We start from the raw sequence: 23,647 nt of genomic DNA on the forward strand, positions 1-23,647 counted from the left end.
CGGAATGCGAGCCGGGGCCCAGCGCAGAGGTCCGCCGAAGGCGCTTCCTGACAGACCACTCTAGACTTTGCCCGCTTCGCGGCAGTTAGGCGCTGGATCCCGGATCGGCGCTCCGGCGCCGCCGTCGCTTGTCCGGGAAAATGGACTGTGTCGACGCCAGCGGCTCACACCCCCAGATAGCGCCCCACCAGCCCGGCATCTTCGGCGAAATCGGCAGCCAGACCGGCATGCACCACGCGGCCCTTCTCCATCACTGCCACCTGATCGCACAGGCCGGCCAGCGCGGAGACGTGCTTGTCGATGACGATCAGCGCCAGTCCCTCCCCCTTCAGCACCGACAGCACCCGCCAGATCTCCGCCCGGATGAGCGGGGCGAGGCCCTCCGTCGCCTCGTCGAGGATGAGGAGGCGTGGGTTGGTCATCAGCGCGCGGCCGATGGCGAGCATCTGCTGTTCGCCGCCGGAGATGCGGTTGCCGAAATGCCGCCGCCGCTCGGCGAGGCGGGGGAAGAGGGCGTAGACCCGCTCCAGCGTCCAGGGGGCAAGGCCCGGGCGGGGCGGGGCGGCGGTGGCGACGAGGTTCTCCTCCACCGTCAGCGTCGGGAAGATCTGCCGGCCCTCGGGCACGAGGCCGAGGCCGAGGCGGGCGATGCGGTGGGGCCTCAGGCCCCTGAGCGACGTGCCGTCGAAGATGAGCGTGCCGCCGCGCGGCGGCACCAGCCCCATCAGGGCGCGCATGGTCGTCGTCTTGCCCATGCCGTTGCGGCCCATCAGCGCCAGGGCGCCACCGGCCGGCACGGCGAGATCCACGCCAAACAGCACCGGCGTTCCGCCATAGCCGGCGGTGAGACCCTCGATGGCGAGGAGGGGGGTGCTCATGCCTCCTCCCCGAGATAGGCCGCGCGGACGGCGGGGTCGGCACGCACCACGCCGGGCGGACCGCAGGCGATGATGCGGCCCGCAACCAGCACGCTGATGCGGTCGGCGAGGCGGAACACCGCATCCATGTCGTGCTCCACCAGCAGCACGCCGTAGCGCCCCTTCAACTGCTCCAGCAGCGCCACCATCACGGCGGATTCCGCCGGCCCGGTGCCGGCCATGGGCTCGTCCAGAAGCAGCAGGCGCGGGCGGGCGGCCAGCGCCATGGCGAGCTCCAGCGCCCGCTTCTCCCCATGGCTGAGGCCGCCGGCAGCGACCTGCGCCCGTGCGCCGAGACCCACCTCATCGAGCCGCGCCGCCGCCTCCTCCAGCGCCGCGCGGTCGGAGGCGGCCGGCCGCAAAAGGCGCAAGGTGCGTCCGCGCGCCGCCATCACCGCCAGGGCCACATTCTCCAGCGCGGTGAAGTGCGGGAAGACAGAGGTGATCTGGAACGCCCGCGCCAGCCCCAGCCGCGCCCTTTTGTGCACCGGCAGGCGGGTGATGTCGGCGCCGCCGAAGCGGATCGTACCGGCATCGGGCATCACCTCGCCGGCGATCTCGCCCACCAGGGTGGTCTTGCCCGCGCCGTTGGGGCCGATGAGGGCGTGGATTTCCCCCGCCTTCACCGCAAGGTCGACGCCGGCCGTCACGTGGAGCGCGCCATAGGCCTTGGCGAGGCCGGTGATCTCGAGCAGCGTCTCATCCATCGCGCCGCCTCCCCAGAAGCGCGGAGAGATTGCCGCGCAGCAGCACCAGCAGCACCAGCAGCAGCCCGAAGAGGATGCGCCAGTGCTCGGTCAGCCGCGCCAGCCCGTCCTCCACCAGCACCACCCCCAAGGCGCCGATGACCGGGCCGATGGCGGACGTGGCCCCGCCCGCCACCACCATGACGATGAATTCGGCCGAGCGATGCCAGGAGAGATAGGCCGGGCTGACGAATTCGGTGAGGTTGGCATAGAGCGCACCGGCCAGCCCCGCGAACGCGCCGGCGATGACATAGGCAAGCAGGCGGTAGGGATAGGGATCGACCCCGAGCGCCCGCAGCCGCCTCTCGTTGTCCCGGCCCGCCGCCAGCACCCGGCCGAAGGGCGCGCGCGCAAGCATGGCGCAGACCAGCACCGTGACCGCGAGGAGGCCGAGCACCACGTAATGGAAGGTCCAGGGATCGCGCAGCCAGCGCTGGCCCGCCAAGGTGGAGCGGGCGGCGAGCGTCAGCCCGTCGTCGCCGCCGTAGGCCGAGAGGCTCTGGGCGACGAAGAAGGCCATCTGCCCGAAGGCCAAGGTTATCATGATGAAATAGACGCCCCGCGTCTTGAGCGAGATGGCGCCGGTGACGAGGGCGAAAAGCCCCGCCGCCGCCATGGCGAGGGGAAAGGCGATGAGGGCATCGCGCACTCCTTCCTCCATGGCGATCCCCACCGCATAGGCGCCGATGCCCATGAGCGCCGCATGGCCGAAGGATACGAGCGCCCCCTGCCCCAGGATGAAGCCGAGGCTGGCGCTGGCCAGGGCGAAGATCATGCCCCGCGCCACAAGGGTGAGCGTCGCCGTATCGGCGAAGACGGGCACCGCGGCGAGCAGGCCGAACACCGCGAGAGCGAAGAGAAGCGCCCTCATGCGGGCGCCGGAAACAGGCCGCGCGGGCGGAAGAACAGCACCAGCGCCATCAGCAGATAGACGCTCATGGAGGCGAGCGCCGGCCCGGCCGCGCTGGCGGCGGAGGCGGACATGACGAGCTTGAGGACGTCGGTGAGGAAAGAGCGGCCCAGAGTGTCGATCAGCCCCACCAGCAGCGCCGCCACGAACGCCCCGCGGATGGAGCCGATGCCGCCGATGACGATGACCACGAAGGCGAGAATGAGCAGGCCGTCGCCCATGCCCGGTTCCACCGAGAGGATCGGCCCGGCCATGGCGCCGGCGAAGGCGGCCAGCATGGCGCCAAAGGCGAAGATGCGGGCGAACAGGGCGGCGATGTCGATGCCCAGAGCCGACACCATGGGCGCGTTGGTGGCCCCGGCCCGCAGCAGCATGCCGGTGCGGGTGCGCGTCACCAGCACATAGAGCAGGCCGGCAACGCCGAGCCCGGCGCCGATGAGCACGAGGCGGTAGACGGGATAGTTCAGCCCGTCCATCAGCCGCACCGAGCCGGACAGGGCCTCGGGCATGGGGATGGCGAGGGGAGCCGAGCCCCAGGCCATTTTCACCGCCTCGCTCACGAAGAGGATGACGCCGAAGGTGGCCAGCACCTGCTCCAGATGATCGCGACCATAAAGCGGGCGGATGACGAGGCGTTCCAGCACCAGCCCCAGCGCCAGCGCGGCGAGAAGCGCCAGCGGCAGGCCCAGCCAGAAGCTGCCGGTGAGGGCCGTGGCCGTCACCATGAGATAGGCGCCCAGCATGTATTGCACGCCGTGGGCAAGGTTGATGACGTCCATCACCCCGAACACCAGCGTCAGCCCCGCCGCCACGAGGAACAGCAGCAGTCCGAGCTGGAGCCCGTTGAGGAGCTGGACGAGGAAAAGGGTAAGGGACATGGACCGTCAGGACAGGTTGGCGCCCCGGACAAGCGACGCCGAAGGTGGAGCGCCGATCCGGGGCCCAGGGGAAAGGTCGGCGAAGCCGGCGAGAGCCGCGGCTCCCCGGGGTTCAGGCCGCCTGCGGCGGTCCCTTGCGCTGGACCCCGGCTCGCATTCCGCTGTCGCTGCATGCGTCCGGGGTGCGAGATGAAGTGAGCGTGCTCACTTCATCTCGCACTTTTCCGCATAGGCGTCGCCATAGTTGGAGAAGACCTTCTCCGCCACCATGGTCTCCACCTTGCCGTCGGCGCGCTTGCCCACCTTCACCAGATAGAAGTTCTGGATGGGGAACTGGTTGGTGTTGAACTTGAAGTCGCCGCGCACGCTGGAGAAGTCCGCCTTCTTCAGCGCCGCGCGCAGGGCCGCCTTGTCGGAGGTCTTGCCGCCCGTCGCCTTCAGCGCGCTGTCGATGAGCTTGGCCGCATCGTAGCCCTGCGCGGCGTAGAGCGCGGGGATGTAGCCGTATTCCTTCTCGAAGGCCGCAACGAACGCCTTGTTGGCCGGCGTGTCGAGGTCCGGCGCCCATGCCGCGCCGGAGAAGAAGCCGAGCGCCGCCTCGCCGGTGGCGGGCAGGGTCGTCTCGTCCACGGTGAAGGCGGAGAGGAAGGGCGTGGTGTCGGCAAGGCCGGCCTGACGGTACTGCTTCACGAGGTTCACGCCCATGCCGCCGGGCATGAAGGTGAAGACCGCATCGGGCTTCGCCGCCGCGATCTTGGCAAGCTCGGCGGAGAAGTCGAGCTGGCCGAGCTGGGTATAGATCTCGTCGGCCACCTCGCCCTTGTAGTAGCGCTTGAAGCCGGCCAGCGAATCCTTGCCCGCCTGGTAGTTGGGCGCCATCAGCACCACCTTCTTGAATCCCTTGTCCTGCGCATACTTGCCCAGCACCTCGTGGTTCTGGTCGTTCTGGTAGGAGGCGGAGAAGAAGAAGGGGCTGCAGCCGGCGCCCGCGATGGTGGAGGGGCCGGCATTGCCGGAGATGAGGAAGGTCTCGTTGGCGGTCACGGGCTTCGCCACCGCGCCCATCACGTTGGAGAAGACCACGCCGGCGACGAAGTCCACCTTGTCACGCTCCAGCAGGCCCTTCACTTTCTGCACGGCGATGTCGGGCTTCAGCTCGTCGTCCACAACGACCACCTCGGTCTCCTGCCCGCCGAGCTTGCCGCCGAGCTCCTTCACCGCCAGCAGGAAGCCGTCGCGCATGTGCTGGCCCAGCACCGCGGAGGGGCCGGACAGGGTGGAGACCAGCCCCACCTTCACCGGATCGGCCGCCGCCGCGCCCGACAGGGCGAGGGCGCCGAGGAGCGCGGTGGAGGCAAGAAGTCGGGCGAGGGGCATGGACTTGAGCGGCATGGTGGCGAGGATCCCGGTGAACATTTTGACGTCGCGGCACCCTTGCAGAGCCTCGCGCGGCAGACAAGGTGGGATGTGAAGTCGCCAGCATTCCAGCGCCGCGAGCCCCCCGCCGTCGCGCCCGCATTCCCGCCGCCCCGGCTCCCTCCCGCCGTCGCCCTCCGGCTTGACCGGAGGGCCGCTCCCTCCGCCGGGACAAACGGCGCCATGGGTGCTCCGGTCAAGCCCCAGCACGACGACGGTTTGGGGGCTTTAGGACGGGCGCCCTTCCCTTGGCCGGGACCGGTTAGGTGACGGTGGGCGAGGCAGGCGATTTCGTATCACCCTCATTCCCATTCGTATCACCCTCTTTCCCGCCGCCCCGGCTCCCTCCCGCCGTCGCCCTCCGGCTTGACCGGAGGGCCCATCCCTCCGCCGGGACAAACGATGCCATGGGTGCTCCGGTCAAGCCGGAGCACGACGGCGGTTTGGGGAGAGAAAGGGGAGCACGCTCGCCGGAGCGGGCAAGCGTGGGCGTGAGGAGAAGGCGGTCCGCCCTATCCCTGCCGGAACCGCATCCGGATGCGCTGCTCCAGCTCGTCGCGGACGGCGCGGTAGGCCTCGAGGCGCTGCTCGCGGTTGCCGCCCTCGCCCGTAGGGTCGGGAGTCGGCCAGTATTCCACATCCAGGGCGTTGGTGCGGGTCAGCTCCAGGGCGCGGTGATGGGCGTCGGGCGAGAGGGAGATGGCGAGGTCGAAGGACAGGCCCTCATATTCCTCAAGGTCCTCGATGCTCTGCGGCCGGTGCTTTTTCACGTCGAGGCCGATCTCCTCCATCACCGCGGTGACGAAGGGGTCCGCCTCGCCGGCGATCACCCCGGCAGAGCCCACATACAGCGATTTGCCGAACAGATGCTTCGCCAGCGCGGCCGCCATCACCGAGCGCACCACGTTCTGTCCACACATGAAGAGAACCGATTGCGGCCGCGCTGAGCGCTTCGGCGCCGCAGGAGGCTGCATCGCCGCTCAGCCTTTCCAGTGGAGCGCGCAGATGAGCGTGAACAGGCGCCGCGCGGTGTCGAAATCCACCACCACCTTGCCCTCAAGCCGCTCCTGCAGCAGCGTCGATCCCTCGTTGTGCAGGCCGCGCCGACCCATGTCGATGGCCTCGATCTGGCTCGGGGAGGCGGTGCGGATGGCGTTGTAATAGCTCTCGCAGATCAGGAAATAGTCCTTCACCACCTTGCGGAACGGCGTCAGGGAGAGGTGGTGCTGCACCACCTGCGCCCCATCCTCGCGCTTGATGTCCAGCACGAGGCGGTTGTCCATCAGCGAGATGGCGAGCTGGTAAGGGCCTTCCCCCGGGTCGCCGCACGGCTCGAAGCTGTTGTCCTCGACGAGGTCCCAGATGGCGGTGGCGCGCTCGTGATCGATGTCGGCGCTGGAATGGCCGATGGAGGCGTCGTCGAGCGTGACGGCGCACAGGCGGGCGGCGGGGCGAGCATCGCGGGGGTTTTGCTGGTCGCTCATCGCCGCTTGTTCCGTCAACGGTTGGTGCGGATGGACACGGAGCGCCCGTGCGCGTCGAGCCGCTCCACGGCCGCGAGCCGCACCGCGGCGGGGCCGAGCTGTTCGAGCGCGTCCGCGTCGAGCTTGAGGATGGACGTGCGCTTCATGAAATCGAGCACGCCGAGCCCGGAGGAGAAGCGGGCGGAGCGGGCGGTCGGCAGCACGTGGTTGGTGCCGCCCACATAGTCGCCGATGGCCTCGGGGGTCCAGGCGCCGATGAAGATGGCGCCCGCGTGCCGCACCTTGGCCGCCAGCTCGTCCGCGTCGGCGGCGTGGATTTCCAGGTGCTCGGGGGCGATGCGGTCCACCAGCGGCAGGGCCGAGGCGAGGTCGTTCACCAGGATGATGGCCCCATGGTCGCGCCAGGAGGCCGAGGCGATCTCCGCCCGCGGCAGGGTGGCGAGCATGCCCTCCACCGCCTTCTCCACCTCGTCGGCCAGTGTCGCGGAGGAGGTGATGAGGATGGACTGGGCGGCGGTGTCGTGCTCGGCCTGGGCCAGGAGGTCGGCGGCGATGAAATCGGCGCTGGCGTCGCCATCGGCGAGGATCAGCACCTCGGAGGGGCCGGCCACCATGTCGATGCCCACCTTGCCGAAGACCTGCCGCTTGGCCTGCGCCACAAAGGCGTTGCCGGGACCGACGATCTTGTCCACCGCTTGGATGGTCTCGGTGCCGTAGGCCAGCGCCGCCACCGCCTGGGCGCCGCCGACGCGATAGACCTCGTGCACGCCGGCAAGGCGCGCCGCCGCCAGCACCAGAGGCGCAATCTCGCCGTCCGGCGCCGGCACCACCATGACGATGCGCGGCACGCCGGCGACGCGGGCCGGCACGGCGTTCATCAGCACCGAGGAGGGATAGGCGGCGGTGCCGCCCGGCACGTAGAGCCCCACGGCGTCCACGCTGGTCCAGCGGTGGCCGAGGGTGACGCCCGCAGCGTCCACATAGGTCTCGTCCGACGGCTTCTGGCGGCCGTGATGCGCCTCGATGCGCGCCTTGGCGAAATCCAGCGCCGCGCGGGTCTCCGGCGGGATGGAGGCGAGCGCTGCGTCCAGCTCTTCATCGCTCACGCGGATGCCGAGGGCGTCGAGGTCCACCCGGTCGAAGGTGCGCGACAGCTCCACGAGGGCGCGATCGCCGCGGGCGCGCACGTCGGCGATGATGGCGGCCACCTTGTCCTGCACATCCACGGACGACTCACGCTTGGAACCGAGGAAATCGGTGAAGCGCTCGGAAAAATCGGCTTGCTGGGTGGTGAGGCGGATCGGCATGCCGCCTTGCTAGAGCAGGTTCGCGCGCGAGGGAAGCCCCGCCGGTGACGCGGGGCACGGCGCGGTGCCGCTTGGGCGGCCTCAGGCCGCGTCGTCGGCGTCCTGGGGCACCTTGTGGACCGGCTTGTGGGTGCAGCCCCAGGCGGGTCCGAGATCCTTCAGGCCGGCCTCGATGCACTCCACCTCCAGCCTCACCTCGGCGCCGCCGGAGAAGGTGAGGAGCACGTAGCCCGACGGCGCCTCGCCCGGAACGAAGGTAACGGCGAGCAGGTTGAGCACGCCGGTGCGGCGCGCCTCCTCCATCCCGCGGCACTTCACGTCGCGCACCCGCTCGAAATGCAGGCCGGTGCGGCGGCGCACCTTCTCGTTGGCGATGACCATCTGGTCCCAGTCGAAGCGGTTCAGCAGCATGGCGAAGCGCTGCGACCGGGGCAGGAAGCCGATGTCGGCCATCTTCACCACCGCATCCTGGAGATGGGCGGAGAAAATGGCGAGATCCTCCTCGTCAAGGGCGATGAGCTTCAGGTTTTCCATGGCGATACGCCTCGTTGGGGCTTGCACCGCAGATAGCGACGCAGGCCACCGGCCGCAAGGGGCGCAAGGGAAGGTTCGGCGCCGTCTGCGGCCCTCATGACCCCGCCGCGCAGCCGGCGGGGCTTCATGCTTCCCGCCCGGCCGAAAAAGGTTCTAGGTTCGCCGACTGAAGCGCGGCAGGGGAACCTCGGACACCATGCGATATGTCGGACCGCTGTGGCGGGGCGCGCGGCGCCTGCTGAAGCTTGCGGCGCTCCTCGTCTTTGCCGTCGTCGCCACCATCTTCGTGGTACGTGCGGTGGATTCCCAGCGCGGCCCGTCCCTCGAATTGTGGCATACCTACAGCCCGCCGGAGCTCGACCGCCAGCAGCTGGCCAGGACGGACCTCGCCGGCTACCTCGCCGCGGAGGCCGAGGCGATCGCGGCGGTGCGGACCCACGTGACCGACCGGCTCGATCCCGAGGACCGCGTCCGCTTCAACCGCTATTTCGCGTCCAGCCCCATCTATCCCGGCCGCTTCGCCCAGGACTTCAACCGCACCTATGTGCTGGAGCCCAAGGGCGAGCCCGCCGGTGCGGCGGTGTTCCTGCACGGGCTTACCGATTCACCCTACAGCCACCGGCATCTGGCGCAGCTCTATGCGGATCGCGGCTTCGTCGCCATCGTGCTGCGCCTGCCGGGGCACGGCACGGTGCCCGGCGCGCTCATGGGCGTCGATTACGAGGACTGGATCGCCGCGACCCGCCTCGCCATGCGCGAGGCGGGCCGGCGCGTGGGGCCGGACCGGCCGGTCCATCTCGTGGGCTATTCCAACGGCGCCGCGCTGGCGCTCATGCACGCCCTCGATGCGCTGGACGATCCGGCGCTGGTGGCGCCCGCCCGCATCGTGCTGCTCTCGCCCATGGTGGGGGTGACGGAATTCGCCCGCTTCGCCGGCCTCGCGGGCCTGCCGGCCATCTTCCCGGCCTTCGCCAAGGCGGCGTGGCTGAACATCGTGCCCGAGTTCAACCCCTTCAAGTACAACTCCTTCCCGGTCCATGCGGCGCGCCAATCCTTTCTGCTGACGCAGGCGCTTCAGGCCAATATCGAGCGGCATTCGCGCGCCGGGCGCCTCGCCGGCCTCGCCCCGGTGCTCACCTTCCAGTCGGTGCTGGATCACACGGTCAGCGCGCGGGCGGTGGTGCAGCAGCTGCATGCGCGGCTCGACGACAACGGCAGCGAGCTGGTGCTGTTCGACGTCAACCGGTCCGGCGATTTCGAGGAGCTTCTCACCGTCGGCTCCAACCGGGCCCTGGCAGACCTTCTGCCGCCGGCGCCGCGCGCCTTCCGCACCGCCGTCATCGCCAACGTCGAGCCCGGAAAATCCGCCGTTGTGGTGCGGGAAACGCCCGCCGGGGAAACGCAGGCCACCCCGCGCGCGCTCACCGCGACCTATCCGGAGGATGTCTATTCCCTGTCCCACATCGCCCTCCCCTTCCCCATGAGCGACGGGCTCTACGGATTGGAGCCGGACCGCGCCGACGCCTTCGGCATCCGCCTCGGCGACATCGCCGCGCGGGGGGAGTATGGCGCGCTGGTGGTGGGGGTGGAGATGCTGGTGCGCATGACCTCCAACCCCTTCTTCCCCTACCTTGCCGAACGGGTGGCGGCGGGCCTGCCGCCGCCCCGCTGAGCCGGCCTCAGCCCGCGGCCGGGGCGCTCTGGCCGGAGAACAGCTCGGCGATATAGCGGGTCTCGGGGTGGTGGGCGCACAGGGTGAGGCCGGCAATGAGGATCGGCACGCCGATGAAGGCGCCGGAAATGCCCCACAGGAAGGCGAAGAAGAAGACCGAGAACAGCACCAGCACCGGCGAGACTTCCAGCGCCTTGCCGGCGAGGCGCGGCTCCAGATAGCTCCCTGACAGGAACTGGATGATGTTGAGGCTCACGAACACGAATACCGCCATCTCCCAGCTCTCGAACTGGGCGAGAGCGAACAGGGTGGGCAGCAGCGTCGCCACGAACGGGCCGATGAAGGGGATATAGTTGAGCGCGAAGGCGATGGCGCCCCACGCCAGCGCCAGCTCGAGCCCGGCGGTGAGGGTGAAGACCCACACCACCGCGCCGGTGGCGATGCTCATCAGCGTGCGCACCGCCATATAGGTCTGCATCTTGCGGGCGATGTCGGCGAGGGCCGGTGCCAGGAAGGACGCCCGCCCGGTGCGGGCAAGGCGGATCACCTGGCTTTTCATGGCATCCACCTCCAGCAGGCCCAGCAGCACATAGATGAAGGTGAAGACGAGGAAGCTTGCGAGCCCCTGCAGCCGGGTGGAGATGTCCTGGAACAGGCGCAGCAGCCAGCGCACGTCGAAATGCTCGGTCATGAGGCCGGCAAGCACGAAGCCGTGGCCCTCCAGCCAGACCGCCGCCTGCCCATAGAGCTCCTGGAAGCGGGCGGCGTTCTGGAACACCCAGGCGCCCACGTGGCTGAAGCCCCACACCACCACGGACGAGACCGCGCCGACGACAGCGAGCGTGACGAGGAGGGTGAGCAGCACCGCGACGAGCTTCGGCAGCCCCCTCTCCAGCCGCATCAGCAGCGGATGGGCCACTGCGATCACCAGCAGAGCGAACGCCACGGGCGCCAGCAGCGTGCCGGTCACGTACAACCCCGCGCAGATGACCATTGCGGCCGCGAGCCCCACCAAGCCTCTCATCCCCATATCCCCCGCCGCGCCGTCCTGCCGGGCTTGGCGCCCGCCCGGGGCGATAGCCTACGCGGGGGGAATTGGCGAGAGGCTCAGGCCGCAAGGATACGGCGCATGGCCTTGAGGCCCACACCCGCGGCGCCGGGGCCGTTGCACAGAGCGAAGACGCCGGCGGGTGCCGGCGCGCCGGTGCCCTGCCAGGCGGGAAAACCCATCCAGGCGGTGAAACCGGCCACTGCGCCATCCTTGGTGACGAGCGCCAGCGGCCCGGCGGGCGTTGCCACATCGTGGAGGATCCAGCCGTAGGCGGTGCGGGGCGCCCGCCCGCCGCCGCAGCGCGGCGATGCGAAGGCGGGGCCCTGGAGATAGGCCAGCGCCGGGCTCGACATCCCGCCCTCTCCTAGGCCCATGCTGTGGCGCAGGAAGGCCAGCATGTCCGCCCCGGTGCTGACGATGCCGCCCGAGCCGACCCCGGCAGGATAGGTGGGGCGATAGTCGGCACCCGGAGGCAGCGCCCGCCAATCCCGCCGATAGGCCTGGGGCAGGCGCGCCTTGACCTCTGGCCGGAAGACGCCGGTCGCACTCATGCCGAGGCCCTTGCCATAAGCGCGCAGCGCGCTGTCATAGCGCTCGGCGAAGGCCGCGGCATTGCCGGACCCTGCCCCGGCGCCGGCCATGGCGAGGAGCGACCAGCCGAGGTTGGAATAGGAATAGCAGCTGCCCGGTGGAGCGATGGGCTGCGCGCCGGCCAGATAGCCGAACAGGCTGTCGAAGCTCGCCATGGCGCCCGGCGGCAGCACCGCGCCGTGATTGTCCTGGGCGAGGCCGGGCTGGTAGCGCGCCAGATCGGCGAGCGGGATGGCGGCAAGGCCGCGCGACAGACGGCGGGGCGCCAGCCATTCCCCGAGGCGGCCGGTGAACGGGCCGTGCTTCTGATAATGCAGGCAGGCGGTGAAGACCTTGGCGATGGAGCCGATCTCGAACGGCGTCGCGCCGTCGAGGATGAGCCGGCGTCCGCCGGGATTGGTCAGCCCCTCGCGGCCGGCGAACAGCAGCCGGCCGCCGCCGCGCGGCCCCACCACGCCGAGCACCACCGCAAGAGCCGCGCCGTGCCGTGCGCGAGCGGCACTGGCCTCGGCCTCGATCATTTCCTGGAGTGCGGCGACGGGCACCACGGCCGGTGCCTGAGCCGCGGCATGGCGCAGACCGGCCGGCGATGCTGCCAGCACGAGGCCGCCTTTCAGAATGGTGCGCCGGTCGAACATGGCGTGTCTCCGCAGACAGGATGGCCTGATGCAGGCGCGGTTGCGAGGGGGCCTTCAATCTGTATGCAATGCTCGCGTGAACGATCAAACATGCACATTATTTATTCAATCCTTGCACACCGGGGACGCAGCGGTGCGGCCGCAGAATTTGCAACGTATTGAAAACTCAGCATCGAGCTTCTGGCACGCCGCTTGCTGCAATGGGGATGAGTTGGTGGCTAGGGTTCCGGCATCGAGGCGATGCGCTGGTCCGAGAGCTGCCACCGCGCCGGGAGACATCCGGCGCGGGTGCACGGCGGGATAAAAGCCCGGGAGACCTCAGTGGCCAAGGAATTGGCGGCACTCGGGTTTCCGCCAGTTCCCAATCGTTTTCCAGCGAAGGGGAATTACATGCGCACTCCGTTCTCGCTTTCCGCCCATCGTCTGAAATCCCTCGCCGTCGGCGGCCTCGCCGCGATGGCCGTGGCCGGCCTTTCCCTCGGCGCCGGTCCGGCGCAGGCGGCCCCCAAGAAGGAGTTCAAGGTCGCCTGGTCCATCTATGTGGGCTGGATGCCGTGGGGCTACGCCAAGGACGCCGGCATCGTCCAGAAGTGGGCCGACAAGTACGGCATCAAGATCGACGTGGTGCAGTTCAACGACTACGTGGAGAGCATCAACCAGTATACGGCCGGCGCCTTCGACGCCCTCACCGTGACCAACATGGATGCCCTCTCCGTGCCCGCCGCCGGCGGCGTGGACACCACCGCCGTCATCGTCGGCGACTTCTCCAACGGCAATGACGCGGTGATCCTGAAGGGCAAGACCAAGCTCTCGGACATCAAGGGCCAGAAGGTCAACCTCGTCGAGTTCTCGGTCTCGCACTATCTCCTCGCCCGCGCGCTGGAGAGCGCCAAGATGCGCGAGCGCGACGTCAAGGTGGTGAACACCTCCGACGCCGACATGGTCGCCGCCTTCAAGACCAAGGCCGTCACCGCCGTCGTCACCTGGAACCCGCTGGTGTCCGAGATCCTCGCCGACAAGAACGCCCACAGCGTGTTCGATTCTTCCAAGATCCCCGGCGAGATCATGGACCTGATGGTGGCCAACACCCAGACACTCAAGGACAATCCCGACTTCGGCAACGCGCTGGCGGGCATCTGGTACGAGACGACCGCCCTCTTCACCGCCGACACCGATGCCGGCAAGGCCGCCCGCGCCGCCATGGGCAAGGCCTCGGGCACCGACCTCGCCGGCTTCGACAGCCAGCTCGCGGCCACCAAGCTGTTCGGCAAGGCCTCCGACGCCGTCGCCTTCGTGCGTTCGCCCGAGGTGGGCACCACCATGGACCGGGTGCGCAAGTTCCTGTTCGAGAAGGAGCTCCTCGGCTCGGGCGCCAAGTCGGCGGACGCGGTGGGCATCGAGCTCGTCGGCGGCAAGGTGCTGGGCGACTCCAAGAACGTGAAGTTCCGCTTCACCGACACCTATATGGGCATGGCCGCCGACGGGAAGCTGTGAGGCGCTCGTAGCTCGAACCACGGTCGTCCTCCGGCATAACCGGAGGACTCTCGTTCCCCGTCCAGCCAATGGATGCTTCGGTCGAGCCGGAGCAAGACGGCGGTGCGAAGCAAGCAGCGGAGCCCTCCAACCGTCGTCGCCCTCCGGCTTGACCGGAGGGCCCATCGCGCCGCCGGGCGCCGGCTTCAGCGGGGACATGGATGCTCCGGTCAAGCCGGAGCATGACGGATTGCAGCGAACCAACAGGACCACCCTTCAGGAGCCGCGCGGATGCGCCTCGTCAATGTCAGGCCGGACCGGGGAACGGCGCTGGTCCTCGCGATCTTGCCCTTCGCCCTCGTGGTCCTTGCCTATGTGCTGGGGTCGGCCGAGCGCCTCGCGCTCAATCCCGACGACAAGCTCCTGCCGAGCCTCGGGTCGCTGGGCGACGCCATCGTGAAGGTGGCGTTCACCGCCGATGGGCGGACGGGCGACTATCTGCTGTGGTCCGACACCTTCGCGAGCCTGGAGCGGCTGTTCGCGGCCCTTGCCATCTCCACCGCCATCGCCCTCGTCGTGGGGATGCTCATCGGCATGCTGCCGGTGGTGCGGGTGCTGCTGGCGCCCTTCGTCGCCATGGTCTCCATGGTGCCGCCGCTGGCGCTGTTGCCCATCCTGTTCATCGTCATGGGGCTGGGCGAGGAATCCAAGATCGCCCTCATCACCATCGGCATCACCCCCTATCTCATCCGCGACCTTGCCATGCGGGTGGAAGAGCTGCCGCGCGAGCAGATGATCAAGGCGCAGACGCTCGGCGCCTCCTCCTGGCAGATGGCGCTGCGCGTGGTGCTGCCGCAGATCCTGCCCCGACTGATGGACGCCCTGCGCCTGTCGCTGGGCCCGGCCTTCCTCTTCCTCATTGCGGCGGAGGCCATCGCCTCGGACTCAGGGCTCGGCTACCGCATCTTCCTGGTGCGGCGCTATCTCGCCATGGACGTCATCCTGCCCTACGTCGCCTGGATCACCCTTCTCGCGGTGGCCATGGACTTTACGCTGGCCCGCGCCCGCCGCTTCTTCTTCCCCTGGTTCGGAGCCGCGCAATGACGGCCATTGCAGTGCGCCACCTGTGGAAGGAATACGGCGACCAGATCGTGCTCGAGGACATCAGCCTCGATTTCGCGCCGCGCGCCTTCATCGCCCTTGTCGGCCCCTCGGGCTGCGGCAAGACTACCTTCCTGCGCATCCTTTTGTCGGAAGAATCCGCGACCCGCGGCGAAGTGCTGATCGGCGGCAAGCCCATCGCCCGCGAGCCGGGGGCGGACCGGGGCGTGGTGTTCCAGCGCTATTCCGTGTTTCCCCATCTCACTGTGCTGGGCAACGTGGTGCTTGCCGCCGAGATGGCGGAAGCCCCCGTGACCGGCCGCCTCTTCGGCACGCGCCGGCGGGCGGCGGAAGAGGAGGCGCGCGGCCTCATCGAGGAGGTCGGCCTGAAGGGCGCGGAGGACAAGTACCCCGCCGCCCTCTCTGGCGGCATGCAGCAGCGGCTCGCGCTGGCCCAGGCGATCATGCGCAAGCCGAAGATCCTGCTGCTGGACGAGCCCTTCGGCGCGCTCGATCCCGGCATCCGGGCCGACATCCACCAGGTGATGCTGAAGCTCTGGCACACCTGCGAGCTGACGGTGGTGATGGTGACCCACGACCTGAAGGAGGCCTTCACCCTCGCCACCCGCATCATCGCCTTCGAGCGCCGCCGCAACCGGCCGGAGGAGAAGGCGCGCTACGGCGCCACCATCGCCAAGGACATCGAGGTCTGGCCCAAGAGGGTCGCGGGAACGCGTATCGCCCGCCAGCCGAAGCCCACTTTCGCCACCCCCGGCCGGGACGACCCGGCCATCCCCTCGGGACCCGGCCGGGACGACCCGGCGCATGAGACGGCTTGAGGAGACAGCATATGACCGTCAGCGAGGACACCCGCCGGTTCATCGAGGAGAACAAGCGCCGCTACGAGGCGCTGAAGGCCGCCGGCCAGCAGCATGCGCCCAAGGCCCTGCCCGGCCCGACGCCGCGCGGCGGAGCACCCCTGCCCGAGGGCGCCGTGATCCATGCCGAGACCATTCCCGGCGGATGGTACTGGTCGACCCAGATGAAGGCGGGTGAGGCGCTGCGCCTCCACCTCGCCCACGGGCCGGCGGCCGTGTCCCTCATCGCCTGGGCGGCGGCGGACAGGAGCGAGCGGCTCAACTACGCCGACACGGTGAAGATGCAGTGGACGTCCGCCCTCGGCAAGGGCCGGGTGCTGTTCTCCGATATGGGGCGGGTAATGTTCTCCCTCATCGAGGACACCAGCGGCATGCATGACGCGCTGGTGGGCGGCTCCACGAGCGCCTCCAACCGCGCGCGCTACGGCGAAAAGGCGCTGCGCAACACGCGGGACAACTTCATCCTCGCCGCCGGAAAGCTCGGCTACGACAAGCGCGACATTCCCCCGGCGCTCACCTTCTTCGCCCCCGTGCGCACCGATGCGGACGGCGCCTTCCGCTGGATCGAGGGGGCCCGCCAGCAGGGTGACTTCGTCGACCTGCGCGCCGAGATGGACCTCGTGGTCGCCCTCTCCAACTGCCCGCACCCGCTCGATCCCGCACCTGAGTATGCGCCGCCTCCGGTCGAGGCGATCCGCTTCGCGGCGCCCGCCGCCGCGGCCGACGACCTGTGCCGCACCGCCACCATCGAGGCCGTTCGCGGCTTCGAGAACACCGCGCGCTGAGGGGAGGACACCATGAGCCAGTTTTTCGCCTCCCCCGTGCGCGATGCCGCCGCCGCGCGCGACGCACACTTCGTGCCCGCTAACGCGCCCTTCTCCTGCTTCGTGAAGAAGGGCGAGAGCGTGCGCATCGTCGATCTCGAAGGCCAGCAGGCGGTGGATACTTTGCTCTACCGCGCCGACGACGTCTCCGAGCGCTATTCCTCGCAGGATACCCTGCGGGTGCAGGGCTCGGCCTATGTCTCCACCGGCACGAAGCTCATCTCGTGCGAGGGCAACGTGATGGCGGTGGTCACCGCCGACACCTGCGGGCGCCACGACACATCGGCCGGGGCCTGCTCCTGCGAGGCGAATACGGTGCGCTTCGGCCATCAGGTGAAGTATCTGCACGCCTGCCGCGAGAATTTCATCATCGAGGTCGCAAAGCACGGCATGTCCAAGCGGGACATCGTGCCCAACATCAACTTCTTCATGAACGTGCCGGTGGAGCCCTCGGGGGAACTCGCCATCGTCGACGGCATCTCCGGGCCCGGCGACTATGTGGAGCTGAAGGCCGAGATGGACATCCTGCTGGTGATCTCCAACTGCCCGCAGATCAATAATCCCTGCAACGGCTTCAACCCCACGCCCATCACGGTGCTCGTGTTCGGCGCGGAGGACTGAGCCGTGTTCAAAAAGGTCCTCATCGCCAATCGCGGCGAGATCGCGCGGCGCGTCATCCGCACGCTGCGCGCCATGAACATCGCATCGGTCGCCGTCTATTCCGACGCCGACCGCTTCACCCGCGGCGTGCTGGAAGCGGACGAGGCGGTGCGGCTCGGCCCGGCACCGGCCGCCGAGAGCTATCTCGACGTGGACGCCGTCATCGCCGCCTGCAAGGCGACCGGCGCTGAGGCGGTGCATCCCGGCTACGGCTTCCTTTCGGAGAATGTGGGCTTCGCGCGGCGCCTCGCAGCCGAGGGCATCGCCTTCATCGGGCCGAGGCCGGAGCATCTGGAAGCCTTCGGCCTCAAGCATACGGCCCGCGCGCTGGCGCAGGCCTCCGGCGTGCCGCTGCTGCCAGGCACCGACCTCCTCGACAGTGCTGAAGAGGCGCTGGCGGCGGCTGAGGCGATCACCTATCCGGTCATGCTGAAGTCCACCGCCGGGGGCGGCGGCATCGGCATGCAGCTGTGCCACACGCCGCAGGATCTGGCCGAGGCGTTCGAGCGGGTGCAGCGCACGGCCCGCGCCTCCTTCGGCGATGCCCGTGTCTATCTGGAGCGTTTCGTTGCCGAGGCGCGCCATGTGGAGGTGCAGATCTTCGGCAATGGCCTGGGCCGCGCCGTGGCGCTCGGCGAGCGCGACTGCTCGCTCCAGCGCCGCAACCAGAAGGTGGTGGAGGAGACCCCCGCCCCCCTGCTGTGCGACGCCGTGCGGACCCGCCTGCACGCCGCCGCCGTGCAGCTCGCGCAGAGCGTTGCCTACGAGAGCGCCGGCACGGTGGAATTCATTTACGACCCGGCCCGCGAGGACTTCTATTTCCTGGAGGTGAACACCCGCCTGCAGGTGGAGCACCCCGTGACCGAGGCGGTGTTCGGCATCGACCTCGTGGAATGGATGATCCGCCAGGCCGCCGGCGAGGATCCCATCGCGTCCGCCGGTCCGCTCTCTCCCGAGGGCGCGGCCATCGAGGTGCGGGTCTATGCGGAGATCCCGCACGCCAATTTCCAGCCTTCCGCCGGCCTTCTCACCGAGGTGAAATTCCCGCAGGACGCGCGCATCGACGGATGGATCGAGACCGGGACGGAGGTGACGCCCTATTACGATCCCATGCTCGCCAAGGTGATCGTGACGGGCGACGACCGCCCCGCCGCCATTGCCGCTTTGCGCAAGGCGCTGGCCGAGACCTCCATCTGCGGCATCGAGACCAATCTCCAGTATCTCTGTGCCATCGCCGCGTCCGATCTCCTCGCCTCCGGCAAGGTGGCGACGACGGCGCTGAAGGACTTCGCCTTCCGCCCGTCGAGCGTGGAGGTGCTTGCCGCCGGCGCCCAGTCGAGCCTCCAGGAACTGCCGGGGCGGCTGCACCTGTGGCACGTGGGGGTGCCGCCCTCCGGGCCCATGGACGAGCATTCCTTCCGCCGCGCCAACGCCCTCGTCGGCAATGCCGAAACCGCCTGCGCGCTGGAAATGACCGTCAACGGACCAACGCTGCGCTTCCATGACGATGCGGTGGTGGCGATCAGTGGCGCTCACATGCCGGCCAAGCTCGACGGAGCACCCGTGCCGCACGATGCCGCATTCCCGGTGAAGGCGGGCCAGATGCTCGCCGTCGGCACCATCGAGGGCGCCGGCCAGCGGGCCTATCTGGCAGTGGCCGGGGCCCTCCAGGCGCCGCAGGTGCTGGGTTCGCGGGCGACCTTCGCGCTGGGCCAGTTCGGCGGCCATGCCACCGGCACGCTGAAGGCGGGCGATGCGCTCGACCTCGCTCTCGCCGCCGCGCGCCCCACCGGCCCGGCCACGCAGATTCCCGCCCCCGCCCCGCTGACGCGGGACTGGCAGATCGGCGTGCTTTACGGCCCGCACGGTGCCCCCGACTTCTTCCAGCCGGAGGACATCGCCGACCTGTTCTCGGCCACCTACGAGGTGCATTACAACAGTGCCCGCACCGGCGTGCGCCTTATGGGTCCGACGCCGCGCTGGGCACGCGCGGACGGCGGCGAGGCGGGGCTCCACCCTTCCAATCTGCACGACAATGCCTATGCCGTCGGCGCCATCGACTTCACCGGCGACATGCCCATCATCCTCGGCCCGGACGGCCCTTCGCTGGGCGGCTTCGTCTGCCCGGCGGTGATCGCCCGCGATGAGCAATGGAAGATGGGCCAGCTGAAGCCCGGCGACCGGGTGCGCTTCGTGCCCCTTCCCCGGCCGGAGGACCCCATTGCCGGCCCCGCCATTGTCGGCGCGCCGGAAGAGACAAGCTCCCCCATCCTCGCCATCCACGACGACGGGCCGGTGCGGGTGGTCTACCGCCGGCAGGGCGACGACAACCTCCTCGTCGAGTTCGGCGACATGCATCTCGACGTGGCGCTGCGCCTGCGCGCCCACCTCATGGCGGAAGCCGTGCGCGCCGCGAAGCTGCCGGGGCTGATCGACCTCACCCCGGGCATCCGCTCGCTGCAGATCCACTACGACGGGACGACCCTGCCCCGCCGCAAGCTGCTGGATGCCCTCGCGGAGATCGAGAAGGGCCTGCCGCGGGCCGAGGACGTGGTGGTGCCGAGCCGCATCGTCCATTTGCCCCTCTCCTGGAACGACCCGCAGGCGGAGCTCGCCATGCGCAAATATCAGGAGCTGGTGCGGCCCAACGCGCCGTGGTGCCCTTCCAACATCGAGTTCATCCGCCGCATCAACGGCCTGCCGGACGAGCAGGCGGTGAAGGACATCATCTTCGGCGCGAGCTACCAGGTGCTCGGCCTCGGCGACGTCTATCTCGGCGCGCCGGTCGCGACCCCGCTCGACCCGCGGCACCGGCTGGTGACCACCAAATACAACCCGGCCCGAACCTGGACGCCGGAGAATGCGGTGGGCATTGGCGGCGCCTACATGTGCATCTACGGCATGGAAGGCCCGGGCGGCTACCAGCTGTTCGGCCGCACCATCCAGATGTGGAACACGTGGCGCCGGACGCTGGCCTTCCGCGATACGCCCTGGCTGCTGCGCTTCTTTGACGAGATCCGCTTCTTTGCGGTCTCCCATCAGGAGCTCAGCGAGGCGCGCGCCGCCTTCCCCCACGGGGCGTATCCGGTGCGCATCGAGGACAGCCGCTTCTCCTATGCGGACTACGCGGCCGGCCTTGCGGCGAATGCGGGCGAGATCACCGCGGCGAAGGCCCGCCAGCAGGCGGCATTCGAGGCGGAACGCGCGCGCTGGAAGGCCGAGGGCCTCGACAGCTTCGTGGTGGAGGACGGCGGCGCCGCCGTTGCCGAGGGCGAGATGCCGGAGGGCTGCTTCGGCGTGTCCGCCGGCGTCCCCGGCAATGTCTGGAAGGTGCTGGTGGAGGAGGAAGCGGTGGTCGCCGCAGGCGACACCATCGCCATCATCGAGAGCATGAAGATGGAGATCTCCATCACCGCCCATGCCTCCGGACGGGTGCGCGAAGTCCGCGCCGTCCCCGGCCGCACCGTGCGTACCGGCGACGTGGTCGCCGTGCTTGAAGCCTTGTGAGGAGCCGCCATGATGACCGATGCATCGCTCAGCGGTGATCGCCCGTTCCTGCCCCCGGCCGAAGCCCTGCCCATCGCGGTGGTGGGGGCCCATCTCTCCGGCATGCCGCTCAACCGGGAGCTCACCGAGGCGGGGGCCGTGCTCGTGCGGCGCTGCCGCACCGCGCCGGACTACAGGCTGTTCGTTCTCGCAGGGACCGCGCCGCAAAAGCCCGGCGTGGTGCGCGCGCCCGGCTTTGCCGGCCCGGGGCTCGAGGTGGAGGTCTGGGCGCTCGACCCCGCCGCCTTCGGCCGCTTCGTCGCCCGCATCCCGGCGCCCCTGGGCATCGGCAAGCTCAAGCTCGACGACGGCAGCGAGGTGCCCGGCTTCCTGTGCGAGGCCCATGCGGTGGCGGCGGCCGAGGAGATCACCGCCCTCGGCAGCTGGCGCGCCTATGTGGCGGGCCAGCGGAGCTAGACCGGCCCTCGTCATCGTCCATCGGACCGACCGGGGCGGGAGGATCTGGCGGAACCCATTCCGTCCCGCCGTCGTCCTCCGGCGTGACCGGACGGCCCATGGTCCGGCCACGCACCGCGCCAGGCGGAGGGATGGATGCTCCGGTCAAGCCGGAGCATGACGGCTTTGGGGGGCGACACGGATGGACAGCATCGCGACGGCTCCCCCACGCCGTCCAATGAACCGTCTTGGGCAGTTCCCGCTCCCCCGCACCCCGAAATGCACCACCGTCGCCCTCCGGTGACCGGAGGGCCCATGGTCCGGCCACGCACCGCGCCAGGCGGAGGGATGGATGCTCCGGTCAAGCCGGGGCATGACGGCTTTGGGGAGTCTGAGAGCTGCCCACGCCGAGAAGAACCACCTTGGGCAGTTCCGCTCCCCCGCTCCCCCGCACCCCGAATGCACCACCGTCGCCCTCCGGCTTGACCGGAGGGCCCATGGCCCGGCCGCGCACCACGCCGGGCGGAGAAATGGATGCTCCGGTCAAGCCGGAGCACGACGGGGTGGGGGAGTTCGAGGGCTGCCCGACGCCGGGAAGAACCGCCTTGGGCAATTCCCGCTCCCCCGCACCCCGAAATGCACCACCGTCGCCCTCCGGCTTGACCGGAGGGCCCATGGCCCGGCCGCGCACCGCCGGGCGGAGAAATGCATGCTCCGGTCAAGCCGGAGCATGACGGGGTTACGGAATAAGCAGCGCCGCGCCAAGCGAAGGCAAGAGCCGCCCCATTTGACAATCCCGCCCGCCCTGCCTTTAGTGGCGGGGTCGAAGGTCCCGTGTTCCCACACGGGCGTAAAAGGGAATGCGGTGCGGGAAAGGAGCTTGCTCCAAACCCAATGCCGCGGCTGCCCCCGCAACTGTCGGCGGTGAGCCCCTGCCAGACGCCACTGGAGTAATCCGGGAAGGCGGCAGGGGCGCGGAACCGCGAGCCAGGAGACCTGCCTTCGACGAGGTCCGCGCCGGGCGGGGTGCTCCGGTTCTGCGTCCCTTTCAAGCCCGCGTCAGCGGGCGCCCGCGCGCACCCGCAGGTCTGATCCGGTGGAGCGAGGCGACAGTCCCGACACGAACGACATGGACGCCCAGCGGCTGATCCCGGCGCCGGACGAGGCTGCGCCGTTCGCCGCCGTGGCTCCGGCGACGCCCACCGTCACCCTCTTCGTCTGCACCACCTGTCGCGCCGCCGATGTGCCGCCGGCGGACGCGGCCGAGTCGCTCACCCCCGACGGGATCGCGCTGCTGGACGCCGTCCGCGCCCTCGCCCTGCCGGAGACTGTCGCCGCCACCGGCGTGCGCTGCCTCGGCAATTGCAAGCGCTCGCTCTCCGCCGCTCTGGTGCGGCGCGACGGCTGGACCTACGTGTTCGGCGGGCTTTCCGCCGCCGGCGCGGCAGACATCGTGGAGGGCGCGCGGCTGCTGGCGGAAAGCACCGACGGCCTCATGCCGTGGCGCGGCCGCCCCGAAATCCTGAAGCGCGGCATGGTCGCCCGCATCCCGCCCCTTTCTTTGCCCGAGGACATCCGATGACCGCGCTCGCCCGCGTGCCCTGCACCATCGTCACCGGCTTCCTCGGGGCCGGGAAGACCACCCTCATCCGTCACATGCTGGAGAATGCCGGCGGGCGGCGCCTCGCGGTGATCGTCAACGAGTTCGGCGACGTGGGTATCGACGGCGAGATCCTGAAGGGCTGCGGCATAGAAAGCTGCGACGCGGGCGCCATCGTGGAGCTCGCCAACGGCTGCCTGTGCTGCACGGTGGCGGACGATTTCGTGCCGGCGCTGGACCAGATCCTCGCCCGCAGCCCGCGGGTGGACCACATCCTCATCGAGACCTCGGGCCTCGCCTTGCCGAAGCCCCTGGTGCAGGCCTTCCAGTGGCCGGCCATCAAGGGCCGGGTGACGGTGGATGGCGTGGTGGCGGTGGTGGACGGCCCGGCGCTGGCGGAAGGCCGCGTCGCGCCCGATCTCGCTGCGCTCGACGCCCAGCGCGCGGGCGATGCGAGCCTCGACCACGACGACCCGGTGGAAGAAGTGTTCGAGGACCAGATCGCCTGCGCCGACCTCGTCATCCTCTCCAAGAGCGACCTTCTCGACGACGTCGGTTTCGCTGCGGCCGAGACGGCCGTGGCCGGCGCCCTGCCCCGTGCGGTGAAGCTGGTGCGGGCGAGCGGCGGACGGGTCGATCCCGCCGTCATGCTCGGCCTCGGCATGGGCGCGGAGGATGCCATCGACGCCCGCCGCACCCATCACGACGACGAGGAAGACCACGACCACGACGAGTTCGAGAGCATCGTGCTGCCCCTGCCGGAAATCGCCGATGCCGCCGGCCTCGCCGCGCGGGTCGAGGCAGCGGCCGGCACGAAGGACGTGCTCCGGGTCAAGGGGTTCGCCGCCGTGGCCGGAAAGCCCATGCGCCTTCTGGTGCAGGGGGTCGGCCCGCGGGTGTCGCACCATTTCGACCGGCCGTGGGGCGCGGGGGAGGACCGGCGCGGCGCGCTGGTGGTCATCGGGCTCAAGGGCTTCGACCGCGCCGCGGTGGAGCGGGCGATCCTGGGCTGAGGCCGGCGCACC

General features: G+C 69.7%; 20 protein-coding genes, 1 pseudogene and 2 riboswitches. Of the genes and pseudogenes, 10 read left to right on the forward strand and 11 right to left on the reverse strand.

Translation table 11 applies throughout. The annotated features are described in order from the left end of the window. Window positions 1–164 precede the first annotated feature (164 nt). From ABLE93_RS20895 to ABLE93_RS20935, 9 genes are all read right to left on the reverse strand, one after another. The gene (locus ABLE93_RS20895) at window positions 165–878 is read right to left on the reverse strand and encodes an ABC transporter ATP-binding protein (RefSeq protein ID WP_348841759.1); all 714 of its coding nucleotides are present in this window, start codon (window positions 876–878) and stop codon (window positions 165–167) included. Beyond that, window positions 875–1,624 carry an ABC transporter ATP-binding protein gene (locus ABLE93_RS20900; protein ID WP_348841760.1) on the reverse strand — a complete coding sequence of 250 codons (750 nt, stop codon included), beginning with the start codon at window positions 1,622–1,624 and terminating at the stop codon, window positions 875–877. Before ABLE93_RS20900 ends, ABLE93_RS20895 begins: the two co-directional genes overlap by 4 nt. Next, window positions 1,617–2,534: a branched-chain amino acid ABC transporter permease gene (locus ABLE93_RS20905; RefSeq protein WP_348841761.1), complete on the reverse strand. Its 918-nt coding sequence runs from the start codon at window positions 2,532–2,534 to the stop codon at window positions 1,617–1,619. The genes ABLE93_RS20900 and ABLE93_RS20905 overlap by 8 nt, the downstream gene beginning before the upstream one ends. Continuing rightward, window positions 2,531–3,451 carry a branched-chain amino acid ABC transporter permease gene (locus ABLE93_RS20910; RefSeq protein ID WP_348841762.1) on the reverse strand — a complete coding sequence of 307 codons (921 nt, stop codon included), beginning with the start codon at window positions 3,449–3,451 and terminating at the stop codon, window positions 2,531–2,533. The genes ABLE93_RS20905 and ABLE93_RS20910 overlap by 4 nt, the downstream gene beginning before the upstream one ends. A gap of 204 nt (window positions 3,452–3,655) precedes the next feature. Then, window positions 3,656–4,867, reverse strand: a complete 1,212-nt coding sequence (locus ABLE93_RS20915; protein WP_348841763.1) for an ABC transporter substrate-binding protein — start codon at window positions 4,865–4,867, stop codon at window positions 3,656–3,658. Between the two features lie 512 nt (window positions 4,868–5,379). After that, window positions 5,380–5,841 carry an arsenate-mycothiol transferase ArsC gene (locus tag ABLE93_RS20920; protein ID WP_348841764.1) on the reverse strand — a complete coding sequence of 154 codons (462 nt, stop codon included), beginning with the start codon at window positions 5,839–5,841 and terminating at the stop codon, window positions 5,380–5,382. A gap of 6 nt (window positions 5,842–5,847) precedes the next feature. Continuing rightward, complete coding sequence (locus tag ABLE93_RS20925) at window positions 5,848–6,351, reverse strand: UPF0262 family protein (RefSeq protein ID WP_348841765.1); 504 nt, start codon at window positions 6,349–6,351, stop codon at window positions 5,848–5,850. A 14-nt stretch (window positions 6,352–6,365) separates the two neighbouring features. After that, a complete protein-coding gene (gene hisD / locus ABLE93_RS20930) occupies window positions 6,366–7,658 on the reverse strand; it encodes a histidinol dehydrogenase (RefSeq protein ID WP_348841766.1) in 1,293 nt (430 codons plus the stop codon). A gap of 81 nt (window positions 7,659–7,739) precedes the next feature. After that, complete coding sequence (locus tag ABLE93_RS20935) at window positions 7,740–8,192, reverse strand: DUF2948 family protein (protein WP_348841767.1); 453 nt, start codon at window positions 8,190–8,192, stop codon at window positions 7,740–7,742. Between the two features lie 196 nt (window positions 8,193–8,388). On the opposite strand from ABLE93_RS20935, the gene ABLE93_RS20940 reads away from it, so the two are divergent. Then, the gene (locus ABLE93_RS20940; protein ID WP_348841768.1) at window positions 8,389–9,864 is read left to right on the forward strand and encodes an alpha/beta hydrolase; all 1,476 of its coding nucleotides are present in this window, start codon (window positions 8,389–8,391) and stop codon (window positions 9,862–9,864) included. A gap of 7 nt (window positions 9,865–9,871) precedes the next feature. Here the strand turns inward: ABLE93_RS20940 and ABLE93_RS20945 are convergent, their stop codons facing one another. Further along, complete coding sequence (locus ABLE93_RS20945) at window positions 9,872–10,888, reverse strand: AI-2E family transporter (protein WP_348841769.1); 1,017 nt, start codon at window positions 10,886–10,888, stop codon at window positions 9,872–9,874. A gap of 83 nt (window positions 10,889–10,971) precedes the next feature. Continuing rightward, on the reverse strand, window positions 10,972–12,144 hold the full coding sequence (locus tag ABLE93_RS20950) for a serine hydrolase (RefSeq protein WP_348841770.1): 1,173 nt from the start codon (window positions 12,142–12,144) through the stop codon (window positions 10,972–10,974). Between the two features lie 207 nt (window positions 12,145–12,351). Further along, window positions 12,352–12,461: riboswitch (guanidine-I (ykkC/yxkD leader) on the forward strand. A gap of 139 nt (window positions 12,462–12,600) precedes the next feature. Here ABLE93_RS20950 and ABLE93_RS20955 point away from each other — a divergent pair. The 9 genes and pseudogenes from ABLE93_RS20955 to cobW all read left to right on the forward strand — a co-directional run bounded on the left by ABLE93_RS20955 (window position 12,601) and on the right by cobW (window position 23,635). After that, window positions 12,601–13,638, forward strand: coding sequence for a putative urea ABC transporter substrate-binding protein (locus ABLE93_RS20955; RefSeq protein ID WP_348841823.1), 1,038 nt, complete (start codon window positions 12,601–12,603; stop codon window positions 13,636–13,638). A 270-nt stretch (window positions 13,639–13,908) separates the two neighbouring features. Beyond that, entirely contained in the window at window positions 13,909–14,721 is an 813-nt protein-coding gene (locus tag ABLE93_RS20960) for an ABC transporter permease (protein WP_348841771.1), read from the forward strand. Continuing rightward, window positions 14,718–15,557 (forward strand): ATP-binding cassette domain-containing protein, encoded by an 840-nt coding sequence (locus ABLE93_RS20965; RefSeq protein WP_348841772.1) that lies wholly within the window; start codon window positions 14,718–14,720, stop codon window positions 15,555–15,557. The genes ABLE93_RS20960 and ABLE93_RS20965 overlap by 4 nt, the downstream gene beginning before the upstream one ends. Before the next feature lie 11 nt (window positions 15,558–15,568). Further along, the gene (locus ABLE93_RS20970) at window positions 15,569–16,381 is read left to right on the forward strand and encodes an urea amidolyase associated protein UAAP1 (protein WP_348841773.1); all 813 of its coding nucleotides are present in this window, start codon (window positions 15,569–15,571) and stop codon (window positions 16,379–16,381) included. Between the two features lie 12 nt (window positions 16,382–16,393). After that, window positions 16,394–17,041, forward strand: a complete 648-nt coding sequence (locus ABLE93_RS20975; RefSeq protein ID WP_348841774.1) for an urea amidolyase associated protein UAAP2 — start codon at window positions 16,394–16,396, stop codon at window positions 17,039–17,041. A 3-nt stretch (window positions 17,042–17,044) separates the two neighbouring features. Further along, window positions 17,045–20,587, forward strand: a complete 3,543-nt coding sequence (gene uca / locus ABLE93_RS20980) for an urea carboxylase (protein WP_348841775.1) — start codon at window positions 17,045–17,047, stop codon at window positions 20,585–20,587. A 66-nt stretch (window positions 20,588–20,653) separates the two neighbouring features. Continuing rightward, window positions 20,654–21,043 (forward strand): annotated as a pseudogene (locus ABLE93_RS20985) (allophanate hydrolase-related protein); the annotation flags it as partial. Between the two features lie 789 nt (window positions 21,044–21,832). Then, window positions 21,833–22,040, forward strand: a riboswitch (cobalamin riboswitch). A 111-nt stretch (window positions 22,041–22,151) separates the two neighbouring features. After that, window positions 22,152–22,604 (forward strand): DUF1636 family protein, encoded by a 453-nt coding sequence (locus tag ABLE93_RS20990; protein ID WP_348841776.1) that lies wholly within the window; start codon window positions 22,152–22,154, stop codon window positions 22,602–22,604. Beyond that, a complete protein-coding gene (gene cobW / locus ABLE93_RS20995; protein WP_348841777.1) occupies window positions 22,601–23,635 on the forward strand; it encodes a cobalamin biosynthesis protein CobW in 1,035 nt (344 codons plus the stop codon). Before ABLE93_RS20990 ends, cobW begins: the two co-directional genes overlap by 4 nt. Window positions 23,636–23,647: the final 12 nt, after the last annotated feature.

The sequence above is a fragment of the Xanthobacter pollutisoli genome, assembly GCF_040044995.1.
GTDB lineage: Bacteria > Pseudomonadota > Alphaproteobacteria > Rhizobiales > Xanthobacteraceae > Xanthobacter.